We start from the raw sequence: 17,719 nt of genomic DNA, 5'->3' as shown, positions 1-17,719 counted from the left end.
GGAGCCCCTGAACCATGAGCATCTTCACCGAACAGGAAGCCAAGGCCATCCTGGACAAGGTCATCGCGCTGTCCAAGGCCGATGAATGCACCGCCACGCTGGCCGGCTCGGTCGATGGCAACATCCGCTTCGCGCTGAACAACGTCTCCACCAGCGGCATCGTCAGCAATGCCGAGCTGGCCGTGCAGGTGGCCTTCGGCAAGCGCGTGGGCACCGCCTCGATCAACGAGTTCGACGACGCCTCGCTGGAGCGCGTGGTGCGCCGCGCCGAAGACCTGGCCCGCCTGGCGCCGGAGAACCCGGAGTTCATGCCGGCCATCGGCAAGCAGCAGTACACGCCCAGCCCGACCTTCAGCGCCTCCACCGCCGCGATCGACCCGGAGTTCCGCGCCCAGGTGGCCGCCGATTCGATCACGCCCTGCCGCGGCAACGGCCTGGTCGCCGCCGGCTTCCTGGAGGATGGCAACAGCTTCATCGCCACCGCCAACAGCAACGGCAATTTCGGCTACCAGCAGGCGACCAACTTCAACTACACCTGCACCGTGCGCACCGAGGACGGCCGTGGCTCGGGCTGGGTCGGGCGCAACCTCAAGGACGCGGCCGATTTCAGGGCCAGCCAGGAAATCGAGATCGCCAAGCGCAAGGCGATCGAATCGGCCGAGGCCAAGGCGCTGGAGCCGGGCAAGTACACGGTCATCCTGGAGCCGGCCGCCGCCGCCGGCCTGATCAGCTTCATGATGAATTTCTTCGACGCGCGCGCGGCCGACGAAGGCCGCAGCTTCCTGTCCAGGAAGGGCGGTGGCAACAAGCTCGGCGAGCAGGTCTACGACCCGCGCGTGACCATGCTCGCCGATCCGTGGCACCCGGACGCCCCGGTGCTGCCGTGGGATGGCGAAGGCATGCCGCGCGAGAAGCTGGCGATCATCGACAAGGGCAGGATCGCCAACCTCAACTATTCGCGCTACTGGGCGCAGAAGCAGGGCAAGACCGCCAACGCGCGGCCGGGCAACCTGCTGATGGCCGGTGGCGACAAGTCCACCGCCGAGCTGGTCAAGGGCACGCAGAAGGGCATCCTGGTCACCCGCACCTGGTACATCCGCATGGTCGATCCGCAGACCGTGCTGCTGACCGGACTGACCCGCGACGGCACGTTCTACATCGAGAACGGCCAGATCAAGCATCCGGTGAAGAACTTCCGCTTCAACGAGTCGCCGGTGATCATGCTCAACAACATCGAGGAGCTGGGCAAGCCGGTGCGCGTGGCCGGTGACGAGTCCAGCCTGGTGATGATGATCCCGCCGATGAAGCTGCGCGATTTCACCTTCACCTCGTTGTCGGACGCGGTCTAGGCAAATCCGCGTCGCGGGCCTGGCCCCCGGGTTGCGCTTGCGCGGAACCCGGGGTCCCGCGCTCCGGGCCGGCCGATTCCACCGCGGCTGCCGCCACGCCCCCTTTTCCCAAGGGGGGACCTGCTCCCGAGATGTCCACGTCTGTGTCCCAGCCCCGTCTAACGCGAGCGCAATTCCTCCACCTGCTGCTGGGCGGCACGGTGGCGGCCGCCTTGCCGGGGCGGGTCCACGCCCAGGCCAGCCGTTACGACTTCTGGTTCACCCGATTGAAGTACGACTCCGGCGACTGGGATGTGGATGCGCGCATGCCATCCAACCTGCTCACCTCGCTGGTGGACTACACCACGCTGCGCGTTGACCCGAAGGAACACGTCATCGCGCTGGCCGATCCGAAGATGCTGGCCGCACCGTTCTGCTATCTGGCCGGACACAAGCTGGTCGAGTTCAATCCGGACGAACGCCGCAACTTCGAGCGCTACGTGCGCAATGGCGGCTTCGTCTTCGTCGATGACTGCAACCACGACATCGACGGCCTGTTCGCCACCTCGTTTGAAGCGCAGATGCGCAGCATCTTCGGTGCCAACGCGCTGAAGAAGCTGCCAAACACCCATGCGCTGTACAACAGCTTCTTCAGGTTTCCCGAGGGTCCACCGGCCACCGGCTTCGAGCTCAACGGCTGGGGCGATGACCTGGTCCACGACTACCTGAAAGGGATCGAGATCGATGGCCGGCTCGGCGTGCTCTACAGCAACAAGGACTACGGCTGCGAATGGGATTACGACTGGCGCAACAAACGCTTCCTGGCCGAAGACAACACGAAGTTCGCCGTGAACATCGTGATGTACGCACTCACGCACTGACCCCACTGGTGACCGCATGACCGCTACCGATCTGGACTCCCTGCTGCCGCGCCTGGACACGCTGCGCAGCGCGCTCGCACAGGCCGTGGTCGGCCAGCACGAGGTGGTCGAACACCTGCTGATCGGCCTGCTGGCCGGCGGCCACTGCCTGCTCGAAGGGGCCCCCGGCCTGGGCAAGACGCTGTTGGTGCGCTCGCTCGGCCAGGCGCTGGAGCTGCAGTTCCGGCGTGTGCAGTTCACCCCCGACCTGATGCCCAGCGACATCCTCGGCACCGAGCTGCTGGAAGAAGACCACGGCACCGGCAAGCGCGCGTTCCGCTTCCAGCAAGGGCCGGTGTTCACCAACCTGCTGCTGGCCGACGAGCTCAACCGCACCCCGCCCAAGACCCAGGCCGCGCTGCTGGAAGCGATGCAGGAGCGCACCGTCAGCTATGCCGGCACCACCTACGCGCTGCCGGCGCCGTTCTTCGTGCTGGCCACGCAGAACCCGATCGAGCAGGCCGGCACCTATCCGCTGCCGGAAGCCCAGCTGGACCGCTTCCTGCTGCATGTCCGCGTCGACTACCCCAGCGAAGCCGAAGAACGCGACATCCTCGCCCAGACCACCGGCAGCCACAGCGGCACCGTGCCCAAGGTGATGGATGCCGATGCGGTGAAGGCGCTGCAGCTGGCAGTGCGCGAGGTGCATGTCAGCCCCGACCTGCTCAGCTGGATCACCCGACTGGTCCGCGCCAGCCGCCCCGGCGAGGGTGCCCCGGCCGAGGTGAACAACTGGATCAAATGGGGCGCCGGCCCGCGCGCCGGGCAATCGCTGGTGCTGGCCGCCAAGGCGCGTGCGCTGCTGCAGGGCCGCTTCGCCGCGACCCGCGAGGATGTGCAGGCACTGGCCGCGCCGGTGATGCGCCATCGCCTGCTGTTGTCCTTCGCCGCCGAGGCTGAGCACAAGAGTGCCGATGATGTGATCGCCGCGCTGCTGCGCGCGGTGCCGTTCCCGGCCTGATCGATACGCCCGCCGCTCGCAATGGCCGCCCCGCTGCCCCCGCTGATTCCCGCCGATGTGCGCAGCCGCCTGCGCAGCCTGCGGCTTTGGCCGCAGCGGGCCAGCGGCAGCCGTGGCATCGGCGCGCATGCCAGCCGCAGCCGTGGTGCCGGCTTGGAGTTCGCGCAGTACCGCGCCTATGAACCGGGCGATGAACTGCGCCAGATCGACTGGAAACTCTATGCGCGCTCGGACCGCTTCTTCGTACGCGAATCCGAGCGCGAAAGCCCGATCACCGTCTGGCTGCTGCTCGATGCCAGTGCCTCGATGGCACAGGCCGACCAGACGCGGCCGGACTGGCAGCGGCTGGATGCGGCCAGGGCGCTGGCCGGCTGCGTGGCCGAACTGGCGATGCAGCAGGGGGACGCCTTCGGCCTGATCGCACTGGGCGGCGATGGCGTGCAGTTGCTGCCGGCCGGCAACGGCCTGCGCCAACGCGACCGCCTGCACCTGCAGCTGCAGGGATTGAAGGCTGCAGGGCAATGGCCGCCACAACTGAAGCTGTCACCCTTGTGGGAGCGCATCGCCCGCAATGATCTGGTGGTGATGATCGGCGACGGTTTCGACGAAGCCGGCATCGCGCTGGCCGAGCGCCTGGCCAGGGCCGGCCGCGATGTGATCCACCTGCAGTTGTTGACGGTGGAAGAGCGTGATTTCCCGTTCCGCGACGGCCACCGTTTCCGTGATCCGGAAACCGGCGATGAGCTGCTGGGCGATGGCGCAACGGTACGCGGCGAGTACCTCGCCCGCTTCAAGGACGCACAGCGCGTGCTGGATGCACGGCTGCAGGCCGCCGGCATCCGCCATGACACCGCCTATCTCGATGAAGCCATCGATGCACCGTTGCAGCGCCTGTTCGGGCGCCGTGCCGGGAGCGGTGCATGAGCCTGCTGTGGCTGTTCCCAGCCGGCTTCATCGCCTTGGCGGCACTGTTGCTGCCGCTGCTGATCCATCTTGCCCGCCGCAGCGAGCAACGCGTCATCGACTTCGCCGCGCTGCGCTGGCTGTCGGCCAGGCCGCGCCCGCGTCGCCGCATCCGTTTCGACGAATGGCCGCTGCTGGTGCTGCGCTTGCTGCTGCTTGCCTTGCTGGCCGTCCTGTTGGCACGGCCAGCACTGACCGGTGTGCCTGATACCCGGCCGCGCATCGCGGTAGTGCCCGGTGTTGATCTTGCCGCCGCCCAACGCAGCGTTGGCCATGCCGATGCCCGGTGGTTGTGGCTGGCAGCGGGCTTCCCCTCCATCGACAACACCGCAGCTCCGCAGGACTCGGAGTCGCCGTCCAGCCTGCTGCGCGAGCTGGACGCCAGCCTGCCGGCCGGCGCCCCGCTCACCGTGGTTGTTCCATCGGTGCTTGATGGGCTGGACGCGCAACGTCCTCAGCTGTCACGCACGGTGCGGTGGCAGGTGCTGGAGCAGACCGCCGCGACGGAAACGCCGACGACCGTCGCTGCGCCGCAGTTGCAGATCCGTCACGACGACGCTGGCACGCCGGGCGTGCGCTATCTCGATGCGGCCGCCAGCGCATGGCGTGGCGCCAGGCCACAGACGGCGGATGACACGGTCGCTTTCAGCGACGACAACGCGCTACGCGTCTGGCTGTCGGCCAAGCCGCTGCCCGCCGACACCAGCGCATGGCTGCAGCGCGGCGGCCGCCTGCTGGTGGATGCACGCACACCGGTACCTGCCGATGCCCAGCGCACACCGCTGTGGCGTGACGCCAACGGGGTACTGGTCGTGGAGCGGATTGGCACGGCGCACGGCCAATGGCTGCGCTGGGCAGCACCACTGCAGCCGGCAAGCCTGCCGGTGCTGCTTGATGCCGAATTCCCCACCGGGCTGCGTTCGGTACTGCAGGCGTCACCCACGCCGCAACGTGCCCCGGCCGCGACGATACCGCCGGAAACCGGTGCTACGCCCTATCCGCAGCCCGCAACCGAGCTGGGCCATTGGCTGCTGTTGGCCATCGCCTTGTTGTTCCTGCTTGAGCGCTGGCTGGCCAGCGCGCCGCGCCGGCGGGGCCAGCCATGAACGCCCCCACTTTGCTGCGCGCCGCACGACGCCGCACGCGGCTGATCGCGTTGTCCGCCGGCCTGCCGCTGGCCCTGGCGGTCGGCGTGCTGGCAGCGCGCATGTTCGGCGTCGACGCCGGTTACATCACCGCCACGGCAGCCTTGCTGGTGGCGGCGGGCATTGCGGTCTGGCGTGCACGGCGCCTGGATACGCGCTGGCTGGTCGCACGTCTGAACGATCATCCGCGCTTCGAGGACAGTGCCGATCTGCTGTTCGCCGCAGCGGCCACGCTCAACCCGCTGCAGCAACGCCAACGCCGCCATATCGAGCAGCGCCTGCAACGCGTTCCGCCGGACCTGCGCCCGCGCTGGCCCTGGCCGCGCGTGTTGCTGTGCTTTCTGTTTGCCGTGCTGATGGCAGCTGCCGCGCTGCTATGGCCGCGCAACGCGGTCAATCCACCCGCGGGTGCTGATGCAAGCCTGGCTGGCCGCGTCGCGGCGAACACCGCGCCCGTAGTGCGCGGTCGTTGGCTGCAGGTCACCCCGCCGGCCTACAGCGGCCAGGCGGCAACGGCCGGCGACACGCTCGATGCACGCGCCCTGCAAGGCAGCCGTCTGCAGTGGCGTCTGCAGTTCGGCCCCCAGCCACAACAGGCGTGGCTGCAGTTCCATGATGGTCGCCGGGTCGCCCTGCGGCGCGATGGCGACTACTGGCGCGGCAGCGACGTGTTGCTGCGCGCAGGCCTGTACCGCCTCCACACGACACCGGCCATGGCCGAGGCCGGACGCGCCTATCGGCTCGACGTGGTGGGGGATCGCCCGCCGCAGGTGAAGGTGATCACGCCGGCACAGACGCTCAGCCAGGCCGCACCGCGCCAGCGCACCTGGCAGCTGCGCTTCGAGGCCAGCGACGATTTCGGCGTGAACAGTGCCGCGACGCTGGCGATCACCACCGCCAAGGGCAGCGGCGAGAACATCACCTTCCAGCAGCGCCAGCTCACCCTGGCCGGTAGCGGACCGGTCACCGCACGGCGCTTCGCCTACACCGCCGACCTGGCCGCACTCGGCCTTGAACCGGGCGACGAAGTGGTCGCCCGCCTGAGCGTACGCGACAACCGCAGCCCGCAGCCGCAGGAGACACGCAGCGCCAGCCTGATCCTGCGCCTGCCCAGCGAGCAGCAGGTGCAGGCCAGCGACCTGGAAGGGGCGATCAAGAAAGTGATGCCGGCCTACTTCCGCAGCCAGCGGCAGATCATCATCGACGCCGAGGCGCTGTTGAAGCAGCAGCGCACGCTCGATGCCGACACCTTCGTCAAACGCGCCGATGCGATCGGCGTGGACCAGCGCATCCTGCGCCTGCGCTACGGCCAGTTCCTCGGCGAGGAAGCCGAGGGCGGGGCCAAACCGCCGCCGACCAGCGACGCGCCCGTTGCCGGTGCCGATGAGGGCCATGGCGAGGGACACGCGCAGGACGATGGCCACGACCACGGCGATGCCAGCCGCGACGCCGCACCGGTATTCGGCAGCGCCAGCGATGTGCTGGCCGAGTACGGCCACACCCACGACCACGCCGAGGCGGCGACGCTGCTCGACCCGCAGACCCGCGCCATCCTCAAGGCCGCGCTGGACCAGATGTGGCAGTCCGAAGGCCAGCTGCGCCAGGGCCGGCCCGCCGACGCGCTGCCGTATGCCTACAAGGCGCTGGGTTTGATCAAGCAGGTGCAGCAGGCCGAACGCATCTATCTGGCGCGGGTCGGCGATGAGCTGCCGCCGATCGACCTGGCCCGGCGCATGAGCGGCAAGCGCGATGGACTGGGCAACCGCGGCCTGGCGCTGCCCGCGCGCCCGCCCGGCGATGGCACGGTCGGCGGGGCCTGGCGGGCATTGGCCACGGCCGGGACGCCGGTGGATCTGGACGCGCTCACGCGCTGGCTCGATACCCATCCCGACGCGGTTCCCGAGGTGCTGGATGTGGCCGCCGCCATCGACGCGCTGCGCCAGCAGCCGGACTGCCACAGCTGCCGCGTGCAGTTGCGCGACCAGCTGTGGCCGGCGCTGCAGCGCCCGTTGGGACCGCCGGCACGACGCGCGCCCGCCGATACCGCCGGGCGCCGCTATCTGGACGCCTTGGCCGCACCGCAGGAGCCCGCCCGATGATGTCCTGGCTGCCGTTGATCGTGATCGCACTGGCGGTGCTGCTGGCCAGCGCGCGCCTGAGCCGCGCGCCGCGTCCGGCACCGCTGCGCCTGGGCGTACTGCTGCTGTTACAGCTGCTTGCCGCGGCGTTGCTGTATTTCACCCTGCTGCCGCCGGAGCGCCCCGGCCAGGCCGAGACCCTGGTCATCGCCACGCGCGGCGCCACCGCCACGCAGCTGGCCGCGCAGCCGGCGGCCATCCAGCTGCGGCTGCCCGAAGCGCCGCAACTGGCCGGCGCGGCGCCGGTACCGGATCTGGCCACCGCCTTGCGCCAGCACCCCGGTGCACGGGCGCTGGTGATCGTCGGCGACGGCCTGCCCGCGCGTGACCGCGACCTGCCATTGCCGCCGTTGCAGTTCGTGCCGGGCCCGGCCCCGCGCGGGCTGGTCGAACTGCAGGCCCCGCCACCGCTCGCGCCCGGCGCCCGCTTCAGCGTGGGCAGCCGCGTGCAGGGCCTGGCGCAGGTGCGGTTGGAGCTGCGCGATCCGGCCGGCCACCGGGTGGCCATCGCCACGCCTGATACGGACGGCCGCGTGCGGCTGCACGCCAGCGCGCGCGCGCCCGGCGACGTGGCATTTTCCCTGCGCGTACTCGATGGCACCGGCAAGGTGCTCGACCAGCTGCCGGTGCCGGTGCGCGTACGTGAGGTCCCGGCACCCACGCTGCGGCTGCTGGCGGCGGCGCCGGGGCCGGAACTGAAATACCTGCAGCGCTGGGCCAGCGACACCGGCGCCCGGCTGCAGACCGGTATCCAAGTGGGCGGCGGTGTGCAGCTGGGCGATGCGCCGCAGGCACTGGACGCTGCCAGCCTGGCAAGGCTGGATCTGCTGCTGCTCGACGAGCGCCGGCTGGCCGCCCTGTCATCGGCCCAGCGCGGGGTCCTCACCGAGGCCATGCGCACGGGCCTGGGCGTGCTGGTACGGATGGGCGGCCCGCTGGAGGGCAACGCCCGCCGGGCACTACACGACTGGGGGCTGGTCACGCGCGGCGGTGAACAGACCGGCCCGCTGAAACTGCCTGGGGATTCCCGCGCTGGCGATACCGCATCCAGCACCTCGCTGCCGGCGCTGGAGCGCTTCCGGCTTGAAATCGAGGACGAGGCGGCCGTGCCGCTGCTGCACGCCGCCGATGGCAGCGGCATCGGCGCCTGGCGGGCGCTGGGCCAGGGCCGCCTCGGGCTGTTGCCGGTCAGCGACAGCTATACGCTGGTGCTGGCCGGCCATGGTGATCGCCATGCCGAATTGTGGAACCAGGTGCTGGCAACGCTGGCCCGGCCACTGCCCGCCGCCCCGCTGTCACCGCTACCGGCCTGGGGCTGGAGCGGCGAGCACAACACGCTGTGCGACCTGCCTGCAGGCGCGCAGGTGATCGCCCCCGATGGCCGTCGCAGTGACCTGCTGCCTGATCCGCAGGCCGGCCACTGCAGCGGCTGGTGGCCGACCCGCCCGGGCTGGCACACGCTGACCGCCGGTGACACGCAGGCCGGTGTGCTGCTGCTCGATCCGGCCCACGCCCGCGCCCTGCATGCCCAGCAGACCCGCGAGGCCACCTTCGCCCTGCGCGGTCACGCCGGCCGCGGGGGCGGTGTACCCGTGCCGGTCCCCGGGCCGCGCTGGCCGTGGCTGCTGGCCTTCGTGCTGGTCGCCAGCCTGTTGTGGTGGCTGGAGCGTCGTCGGTCCATTGAAACGCCTTCGCCGTAGCCCGGGTAAGCGCAGCGCACCCGGGAGCCTTTCGCGTAGAGCCCCGGGTGCGCTGCGCTTACCCGGGCTACAAGGTCTTCCCATCCACCCTCTGCCGGGCATTGCCCGGCACTACGCGGAGATCATTTCTTCGCGCTGAGGATCGGCGTCAGGTGATCGGGACGGCCTTCGATCCGCTGCAGCACCGGATAGCGCAGGCCGCCGTGGTAGTCGATCTCGAAGGTGCGGTACACGTCCATCTGCTTGACCAGCAGGCGGATCGGCGCGGTGTCGTCCTTGGCCGCGCGCACCGCGCCTTCCAGTTCCTCGGCGCTGTACTGCAGGTCGTTGACCGCAAGCAGCTGCATGCCGCTGCCGATACCGGCGTTGAACGCCGGGCTGTCCCAGCGCACTTCGGTCACCGTCCCGGCCGGGCTCACATTCAGGCCCAGCGAATAGATCAGGTTGACGCCGCGGCCCTTCATCATCGCCTTGAAGTAGGCGCTGGGCGTGTCCTGGTAGACCAGCTTCCAGCCGGCCGCCTCGAGACCATCGGTCAGGCCACGACGGCCGTCCACGCGCTCGGTCAGGAACCGCGCCCAGTCACCGGTGGGCTGCACCTGTTCCAGCGTCGCGGCCACGTCCTCGAAGGTGTAGGTGTCCGGCCGCTGCCACTGGCCGTCGTTCTTACCGAAGAACGCGCGGGCGAAATCGTCCAGGCTGCGCTTGCCGCCGCTGAGCGTGCGGATGCGCACATCGGCTTCCAGCCACAGCATCTGCCCGCCCTGGTAGTAGTCCTCGCTCATCTGGTAGCCGCGGTAGGGCTTGGGCTTGCGCCGCGCGATCACCGGATCGTTGGTGGTATCGCCCAGCGAGCGCCACGCCATGCCGGGACGGTTGTCGGCGTAGGTGGCCGCCACCATCGCCAGCGCATCGCGCGAGGCCTGCAGCGGGCGGATGCCCGAGCGCGCGGTCAGCACGTTGCCCCAGTACTGGGTCTGGCCCTCGTACACCCACAGCAGGCTGCCCTGCATCGGCACGTTGTAGTTCAGCGTGGCCAGATCGGCCGGACGCCGGTACTTGCCGTCCCACGAGTGGGTGTACTCGTGGCCGAGCAGGTCGCTGCTGCCGAGCTTGGCGTCCCAGCCGCTGAAGTAGTCTCGGTCCTCGCTGTTCTCGCTGGAGCGCTGGTGCTCCAGGCCGATGCCGCCGAGCTGGCTGGTCACCGCGAACAGGAAATCGTAGTGGTCGTAGTGCTCGGCGCCGAACAGCTTGCGCGCCTGGGTCACCAGCGCGCGGTGCTGGTCGATGTGCTCGGGCTTGGCCTCCAGATCCTTGGCGCGGTCGGCGAACACGTTCAGCCGCACCGGGCGGGTGCCGGCCGGGGCCAGATCGAAGGTCTTGTGGTAGCGGCCGGCGAACACCGGCGAATCCATCAGGATTTCCAGATTGACCGGCGCGTAATGCACCGTGTCGCCGTCACGGCGCGCCACCTCCAGCGCGGACGCCGCCTGCCAGCCCTGCGGATAGCGCGCACTGGCTTCATAGGTGATCGCGTGCGCGGCATGCCCGGCCGGGTACAGCAGCATCGCGTTCCACTGCAGGTTGAGCATGTTCGGGGTCATCACCGTGCGGCCCTGCGCCGGATCGGTGGGACTCAGGAACTGGTAGTCCATGTGCAGTTCGGTGACGCCCTCGGGCACCTGCACGTTGAAGGTGAACACATCCAGCGGATCACGCACCCAGTCCAGGCGCTGGCCGTTGCCGGTGATCACCAGCCCGGCCAGCTTCTCGATCGCGCCGCTGGCGGCGTGGTTGCCGGGCAGCCAGGCAGGGTAGTGGAAGCGCTGCAGGCCGGCCCGCACCGGCACCTGCTGGCGGATCTTGAACACGCGCTGGCCCAGCGCGGTGGCATCCACTTCCAGCCGGATCGTGCCCGGGTAGGCCGCCTCGCTGATCCGCACCCCGCGTGCATCCGTGTCCGGCACCCGCGGCGCGGCCGAGGCAAGTCCCGTGGCCGTCACCAACGCCACACTCAACGCCGCCAGTTGCAGTACACGCATCACGCAGTTCTCGATCAGGAAGGACCTTCCATCCTGTCGTGATGGCCGCGTGCGCGCATGAGCCGAACGGCATGGGCGCGGCGGCGCTGGTGCCAGCGGTCGCGGCAGTCAGCGCGGCGACCGCGGCGCCCGGCGCTGGATCATTTGTTGCCGCCGGCTCTGGCGGCCATCGGCTTGTGGCTGGCTTCCATTTCCGCGCGGCTGATCATGCCGTTCTTGTCGGTGTCGGTACTGTCGAACATCTTCTTCGTGGCGGCGGCGTACTCGGGGGCGGAGAGTTTTCCATCACCATCGCCGTCCATCATCCTGATCCGGTCGGCTGCGGGCGGCTGCCGCATCGGGCGGTCCTTGCCCATCGCCATCGGGGACTGGTCCATCTCCGCGGCGGTGACGAAGCCGTCCTTGTTGGCATCCATCGTCTCGAACTTCATCCTGGCCGCGTCGGCATGCTCGCTGGCCGAGACCATGCCATCGCCGTTGGCATCCATCGAGCGGGCTTTCTCTTCGGCGTGGGCGGCCCCGGCCAGCAGCAGGCCGGCCAGCACGAGCGGGGTGGAAGCGATGCGTTTCATCGTGTTCTCCAGGAAAGGCCGCCACAGGCGGCGGGGCGTGGGCGAACGCTGCGCGCGGCCGGGTTTGGTGCATGTGAATTCATCCGGCGCGCGATACGCGGCCATGCAAGGTGTTCAGCGGCCGGCGGGCCCGGCTAGGCCTGCAGCTGCACCAGCGGCGCGAAACCACCGTAGATCAGCCGCTTGCCGTCAAATGGCATCGGGTTGTTGGCCGGGTCCATGCGCGGGTCGTCCATCATCTTTTCCATCGCCGCATCGCGGGTGGCCTTGTCCGGCCATTCGATCCACGAGAACACCACCGTCTCATCGTCCTTGGCCTGCACACAGCGGAAGAAATCGGTCTGCGTGCCGTGCGGGACGTCGTCGCCCCAGCATTCGACCACGCGCAGCGCGCCCAGCTCGATGAACACCGCATCGCCAGTGCGGGCATGGGCAATGAATTTTTCCTTGTTGGCCGTGGGCACGGCCAGGACGAAACCATCGACATACGACATGGGGCAGCTCCGGGCTGATGGCGACCGGAATGGCCGCCTTCCAGTGTTCGACGCGCGAGAGCGCGAAGAATCGACACCCTGCCGCAGCCGATGTTGCGGTGATGCCAACGCGCCGCATTCATCGACGTCGACGCTGGATCTGACCCGCTGCCGCTCAGCCGAAGGTGAAGGCGTACACCTTCATGCCCGGGTCGAGGAACTCGATCTCGAACAGCCGTTCGCCGCCGCCGGCCTGCTGCCGCACCAGCTGGTACAGGCGGTGCTCGGTGACCACCCCCTGGCCGTCGGCATCGGTGTCCACGCCGTGGTCGGCGCCCGGCGCCTGCCCGTCCAGACGGATGCGGAAGCGCAGCGGCTTGCCACCGCCGGCCGGGCCGAGCACCAGATGCAGGTCGCGGCCCCGGAAGCGGTACAGCACGCGCGCCCCGGCGGCCTCGTTGCGGGCGAACTGACGCTGCACGTTCCAGCGCCCGTCCAGCGCCCACTGGTCCGGACGCAGCTGCGACGGTGCGCGGTAGTCCCAGCCATCGTCGTAGACCAGCCGGCCGCCGGCGAAGTTGGCAGCACGTTCGTAACCGATATAGGTTTCCGGCGACTGCCGCAGGCCGGTGGAAGGCGCGGCCTGCGCCCCGGCCGCGCGCGGCGCGGTACCGGCCGCCGGCAGCGCGGCATCGCCGGCCTCGCGCAGCAGCTGGCGGATCACCGCCTCGCTGCGCGCATAGTTGCCCTCGCCGAAATGCCGGTAACGCACGCGGCCGTTGGCATCGATGAAGTAGTGCGCCGGCCAGTACTGGTTGTTGAACGCGCGCCAGATCGCATAGTCGTTGTCCAACGCCACCGGATAGCCGATGCCCAGCTCGCGCACCGCCCGGCGCACGTTGCCCGGGTCCTTCTCGAAGGCGAATTCCGGGGCATGCACGCCGACCACCACCAGCCCCTGCGCGGCGTATTTGTCCGACCACGCGCGCACATACGGCAGCGCGCGCAGGCAGTTGATGCACGAGTAGGTCCAGAAATCGACCAGCACCACCTTGCCGCGCAGCGCCGCATTGTCCAGCGGCGGGCTGTTCAACCACAGCGTGGCGCCGGCCAGCGGCGGCATCGGGCCCAGGTCGGCCAGCAGCACCTCGGATTCGGACGCCGGCTGCGCCACCGCCGGGCCGCCCGGCGGCGGCTTCAAGGTATCCAGCAGCTTCTGCTCCAGTGGCCCATTGCTGGCCAGCGACACCCGGGTCAGCAGCCCGGTATCCAGCCCGAGGGCGATCGCCGCCACCCCGGCCAGCACCAGTACACCCAGCGCGCGGCGCAACCATTGCCCGGCGCCCAGGGTGCGCTTCATTGCCGCGAACACGCGCCCGCCAATCAGCAACGCCAGTGCCAGCGAGGTCGCGGCCCCGGCGGCGTACACCAGCAGCAGCAAGGCGGTGGCCACGCTGGCCCCGTTGATCGCCGCGGCGGTCAGCAGCAGGCCGAGGATCGGCCCGGCGCACGGCACCCACAACAGGCCGGTGGCCACGCCCAGCCCGAGCGCGGCCCAGATCGAATCGCCGCCCGCATCGGCCCGTTGCGACAGGCGCTGGCCCATACGCACGAACGGCCGGCTGACCCATTCGGCCACCCGCTCGGACAACAGCGTCAGCCCCAACAGCGCCAGCACCGCCAGCGCGATCCAGCGTCCGTACTGGTTGGCCCGAACCGCCCACGCGCCACCGACCGTGGCCAGGCTGGCCACCAGCGCGAAGGTCACGCCCATGCCGATCAGCAGCGGCAGGCCGTTGCGGCGGAACGGGCGGTCGGCGCGGGCGAACACGAACGGCAGCACCGGCAGGATGCACGGGCTCAGGATCGTGAGTACCCCGCCCAGGTAGGCGATCAGCAGGAAGACCATCAACACCTCTCCTCAACGGCGCGGCGACCGGACGCGCGCCCGCAAAACCCCAGCGACGGTGCGCCGGCCCCCATGTGCCCGCCGTGAACCCGGTGCCGGGCGATGAAGAACCGCCAGCCCGCACGCGGCGGCGGCGCCGCTTGCGCATCTGGCGTCATGACGCCGCGCGTCCCGGATCGCAGATAGACCAGTACCGCCGAATGCAGAGCGCTGGCTGTTTGACGTCTCCCGCTGTGGGCCTCAGGCATACCGCACCTTGCTGCCTTCCACCTTCACCACGCCGGCCTTCGTCAGCCCCGCAATCAGCGCATCCACTTCCTCGGCCTTGAGCTGGTTTTGAAAGTGCGACGCCACGTGCTTCTTCAACGCCGCCAAGGTTCCGGGTTTGCCGGATTTCGCTTTGGCCAACAGCTCTTTCATCCGCACCAGCTTTTCCGCGGCTGTCATCCCCTTGGCTGCCGCCATCTTCGTTGGCTTCGACTGTTGGGACGCCTTCTCCACTATCACCGTCACCGCATTCACGGCGGGCTTGACCACTGGCTTCGCCTCCGGCGTCACCGCGGGCGATGCGGCAACGGCTTTTGCCACCACCGGCTTGAACAGGGGCATCTGCGCAATCGCCGTCGAACGGCAGGCAAATATCTTCTTCGCCTTCAGGTGTTCGATCAGCGGATCGAAGCCGGTGTCTCTGGAAATGATGTGGAAGAACCCACGCGGGTCTTCGCGCGCAAGCTGGCCGATGTAGAAGGCGATGTGGAAATCCAGCGCGTTGGAACCATTGCCCGAGATGCGCACGTAGTCGGCCCGCTCGCGCATGGCCTGCATCTGGATTGCCAGATCGGCCGACAACCTGGCCTGTCCGGCCCCCACAAACACCCATAAGCGCACATCCTCCCGGTCCAGCAGCTGCAGATCGGTGGGCTGCACGTTCTCGTGATCGATCAGCACGTAATTGATGCGCCGGTTCTCGACCAGCGGCGTAGCGACGACTTCGGCCAGCATTCCCTGCACGCTCCCTGTTGCTCTGGAGCCATCATCACCCGGCAACCACCGACATTCCAATCGCGACAATTCCTACGCCGACGCGGGGAATGCCCTGATCGTAAGAGTCACGGACTTGAAATAAGGGCCGGGGTGAAGGAGTCTTCACGAAGTCCGATTCCGCAGGGAATCACAGGGGGACACATGGAATGTGTTTTGTCCGCACGCGCTGTCGTGCGGTGGATCGTGATAACCGGGATGTTGTGCAGCACCGCCGCCCATGCGCAGACGGTGCGCGCGGCGGTGGGTACGCAGCAGCGCCAATACATTCCGCCGCCGCGGCAGCCACACAATTCGATGGCGCGCGACACCACGCCCTTCAATTGCGAGCAGTACCGCCACCACCCGCACCCGGGCATGGCCGGTTACTGCCAGGGCATCGAGAACATGACCCTGCAGGGCGAAGCCCGCCGGCAGGGCCGCCCCGCCCCCTCGTCTTCCATCATCGAACTACCGCCGCTGGGCTCCGAGCCGGCCAAGACGCTGGGCTATGCCTGCGTCGGCGGGCAGGCATTCAAGCGCCTGAGCAATGGCTGGGAGCAGGTATCCGCCGCAGCCGGTGGCTGGCAGCGGTGTCGGGGTGGGTGAATCCAATTCGGATTAACACCGAAATCTCAATATTCACGAAAGGAAAACCAATGTCTCAAATAATAAAACTTTCAATAAGCAACTTTAGAACAATAAAATTTCTCGAAATAGATGCCAGCAACTTCAACCCAATTGTTGGATACAACAACAGTGGAAAATCAAACTTAATTAGGGCCATCTACTGGCTCCTGAAGAAATCGACTCTAGATGCACGCGACTTCAATGATCAAGGAAGCGAACTATGGGTATCCGCAACCATAGATGATGCCCAGAGCATGATATCGGTACTCCCGGATAACCAACAAAGGCAAATCAAAAGCTTCATCGCAAACGACAAAATCACATTTAGAAGAATTCAGCCGAGCCCAAACTGTTCTGCGAAAGATATAAAAATCGAAGTCCTCGACGGAAACGGGCAGTGGGCTGCCAACCCTACCGGGCTTGATACCGCAATTGGGAAGGCCCTTCCAGAGCCGGTATATATAAAAGCAATGGATGATGCTGAAGATGACGTTGCCAAATTCGGAGCGCGGAACACAATCGGACTACTAATAAAGTTCGCAATGGAAAGTGCTCGACTCAACAACCAGGCGTCGGTCCAAACTCTTGAATCTGATATAGCAAGAGTGGGAGCACATCTGAACGGGCCAAACAGATTAAATGAGATCAACAACCTTGAGCTAAGGGCAACAAATAGCATCAACTCGCTATTTCCCGGCATCTCTATAAACCTAGAAATGCCCCCTCCAAGCATCGATGAAATAATAAAAGCAACGAAAATAAAATTAAGGGAAATTGGCGGACAAGACCGAGACTTTTCAGATTACGGTCACGGCACACAAAGAACCGTGCAAATGGCCTTGATAAACCTGCTCGCCGAAACAACCAAGAACACCCACTCAAACACGAATACCTTGATCTTAATTGACGAGCCGGAGCTTTATCTACACCCCCAAGCAATAGGAAAGGTCAAGTCGGCGCTAAAGACACTATCAAATGGGGACTTTCAGATATTTTTCTCAACACACTCACCACTGATGATTGAAGCAGGAGACGCTGCTCAAACCATGGTGTTTTGGAAATGCCCAAATGGCGGAACGAATGCCCGTCCAAAGGCATCCAATGCGCTAGCCTCATTGAACAACAACAACTCTGCAGATGTTCTTTTTTCGCTTAATCATAGTTCTCAATGGCTATTCTCCGACCGCCCGGTTGTCGTAGAGGGAAAAACGGAGAGAACCCTACTTCCATTAATCTACAAAATCTGTTCAAACAAAACACTTCAAGAATCCAGCATCGCCCTCATTGAAGCCGGGGGAGGCAGCGGATCGCGTCCAATCTCTGAATTGCTAGAGAGTCTTGGATATTCACCCAAGTGCATCTATGACCTGGATTTTGCTTTCAAGCTAGCCCCATCAATTGGATTGATATCAAACAACGATCCAGATCTCTTAGCATGCCTATCTTGGCTATCCACAAATAGCGCAGCACACAACATAAACCTCAACCAAGCCGGCCTCCCGGAAAAATCAGGCGCATCCATAAAGGCCGAAGAAGCTTATGCAATCATGGCTGGTGCAAACACTCAAAGCTGTATGAATCTGCATAGCAAGCTTCTTCCAAAGAATATTTGGATATGGCCAGGCGGCGCAATTGAGTCGCACTTGGGAATACCAAAATCCAACTCCGCCAAGGCTCAGTTCGCGTACAAAACTGAAACTAACGGAAATATCGATCACGCAGGCGATAAAACAACTATCCAGAGGCTAGCGACTTGGCTTCAACAATAAATCCTGGGAACTCGCTATAACGGGGTCACGATAGCCGGGTGAGGTTGACTTATAAGCTTCTGCTTTCCGCTTTTGACGTTCACCCCGTAGAGCATGGCCAATGACCGGCTCGGATACCCGCAGGGCGACGCGCAGGAGCGCGTCGTTTT

General features: G+C 66.6%; 14 protein-coding genes. 9 read left to right on the top strand and 5 right to left on the bottom strand.

Annotated elements, in window-relative coordinates; all coding sequences use genetic code 11:
• Positions 1-14 precede the first annotated feature (14 nt).
• The 7 genes from ARC78_RS06245 to ARC78_RS06215 all read left to right on the top strand — a co-directional run bounded on the left by ARC78_RS06245 (position 15) and on the right by ARC78_RS06215 (position 9,155).
• The gene (locus ARC78_RS06245) at positions 15-1,349 is read left to right on the top strand and encodes a TldD/PmbA family protein (protein WP_054658393.1); all 1,335 of its coding nucleotides are present in this window, start codon (positions 15-17) and stop codon (positions 1,347-1,349) included.
• Positions 1,350-1,480: 131 nt separating this feature from the next.
• Positions 1,481-2,209 carry a DUF4159 domain-containing protein gene (locus tag ARC78_RS06240; protein WP_054658391.1) on the top strand — a complete coding sequence of 243 codons (729 nt, stop codon included), beginning with the start codon at positions 1,481-1,483 and terminating at the stop codon, positions 2,207-2,209.
• Positions 2,210-2,225: 16 nt separating this feature from the next.
• On the top strand, positions 2,226-3,209 hold the full coding sequence (locus ARC78_RS06235) for an AAA family ATPase (RefSeq protein ID WP_057505934.1): 984 nt from the start codon (positions 2,226-2,228) through the stop codon (positions 3,207-3,209).
• A 21-nt stretch (positions 3,210-3,230) separates the two neighbouring features.
• Entirely contained in the window at positions 3,231-4,133 is a 903-nt protein-coding gene (locus ARC78_RS06230) for a DUF58 domain-containing protein (RefSeq protein ID WP_057505933.1), read from the top strand.
• Entirely contained in the window at positions 4,130-5,278 is a 1,149-nt protein-coding gene (locus ARC78_RS06225; protein WP_054660572.1) for a BatA domain-containing protein, read from the top strand. Before ARC78_RS06230 ends, ARC78_RS06225 begins: the two co-directional genes overlap by 4 nt.
• Entirely contained in the window at positions 5,275-7,416 is a 2,142-nt protein-coding gene (locus tag ARC78_RS06220) for a hypothetical protein (protein ID WP_057505932.1), read from the top strand. Before ARC78_RS06225 ends, ARC78_RS06220 begins: the two co-directional genes overlap by 4 nt.
• Positions 7,413-9,155 (top strand): hypothetical protein, encoded by a 1,743-nt coding sequence (locus ARC78_RS06215; protein WP_057505931.1) that lies wholly within the window; start codon positions 7,413-7,415, stop codon positions 9,153-9,155. The genes ARC78_RS06220 and ARC78_RS06215 overlap by 4 nt, the downstream gene beginning before the upstream one ends.
• Before the next feature lie 122 nt (positions 9,156-9,277).
• On the opposite strand, the gene ARC78_RS06210 is transcribed toward ARC78_RS06215, so the two are convergent.
• The 5 genes from ARC78_RS06210 to ARC78_RS06190 all read right to left on the bottom strand — a co-directional run bounded on the left by ARC78_RS06210 (position 9,278) and on the right by ARC78_RS06190 (position 15,153).
• The gene (locus ARC78_RS06210) at positions 9,278-11,197 is read right to left on the bottom strand and encodes a M61 family metallopeptidase (RefSeq protein WP_054660511.1); all 1,920 of its coding nucleotides are present in this window, start codon (positions 11,195-11,197) and stop codon (positions 9,278-9,280) included.
• Positions 11,198-11,337: 140 nt separating this feature from the next.
• Positions 11,338-11,769, bottom strand: coding sequence for an EF-hand domain-containing protein (locus tag ARC78_RS06205; protein WP_158499979.1), 432 nt, complete (start codon positions 11,767-11,769; stop codon positions 11,338-11,340).
• 134 nt (positions 11,770-11,903) lie between these two features.
• Entirely contained in the window at positions 11,904-12,263 is a 360-nt protein-coding gene (locus ARC78_RS06200; protein WP_054660754.1) for a DUF1428 domain-containing protein, read from the bottom strand.
• A 154-nt stretch (positions 12,264-12,417) separates the two neighbouring features.
• A complete protein-coding gene (locus tag ARC78_RS06195) occupies positions 12,418-14,151 on the bottom strand; it encodes a cytochrome c biogenesis protein DipZ (RefSeq protein ID WP_057505930.1) in 1,734 nt (577 codons plus the stop codon).
• 240 nt (positions 14,152-14,391) lie between these two features.
• The gene (locus tag ARC78_RS06190; RefSeq protein ID WP_054659530.1) at positions 14,392-15,153 is read right to left on the bottom strand and encodes a PIN domain-containing protein; all 762 of its coding nucleotides are present in this window, start codon (positions 15,151-15,153) and stop codon (positions 14,392-14,394) included.
• A gap of 237 nt (positions 15,154-15,390) precedes the next feature.
• Here ARC78_RS06190 and ARC78_RS06185 point away from each other — a divergent pair, with 237 nt between their 5' ends.
• Complete coding sequence (locus ARC78_RS06185; protein ID WP_425478343.1) at positions 15,391-15,780, top strand: hypothetical protein; 390 nt, start codon at positions 15,391-15,393, stop codon at positions 15,778-15,780.
• A 50-nt stretch (positions 15,781-15,830) separates the two neighbouring features.
• Positions 15,831-17,570: an ATP-dependent nuclease gene (locus tag ARC78_RS16280; RefSeq protein ID WP_083468501.1), complete on the top strand. Its 1,740-nt coding sequence runs from the start codon at positions 15,831-15,833 to the stop codon at positions 17,568-17,570.
• Positions 17,571-17,719 lie beyond the last annotated feature (149 nt).

Origin of the sequence: Stenotrophomonas pictorum JCM 9942 (assembly GCF_001431585.1) — a bacterium.
Taxonomy (GTDB): domain Bacteria; phylum Pseudomonadota; class Gammaproteobacteria; order Xanthomonadales; family Xanthomonadaceae; genus Stenotrophomonas; species Stenotrophomonas pictorum.
This window is presented reverse-complemented; position numbering and strand designations above follow the sequence as displayed.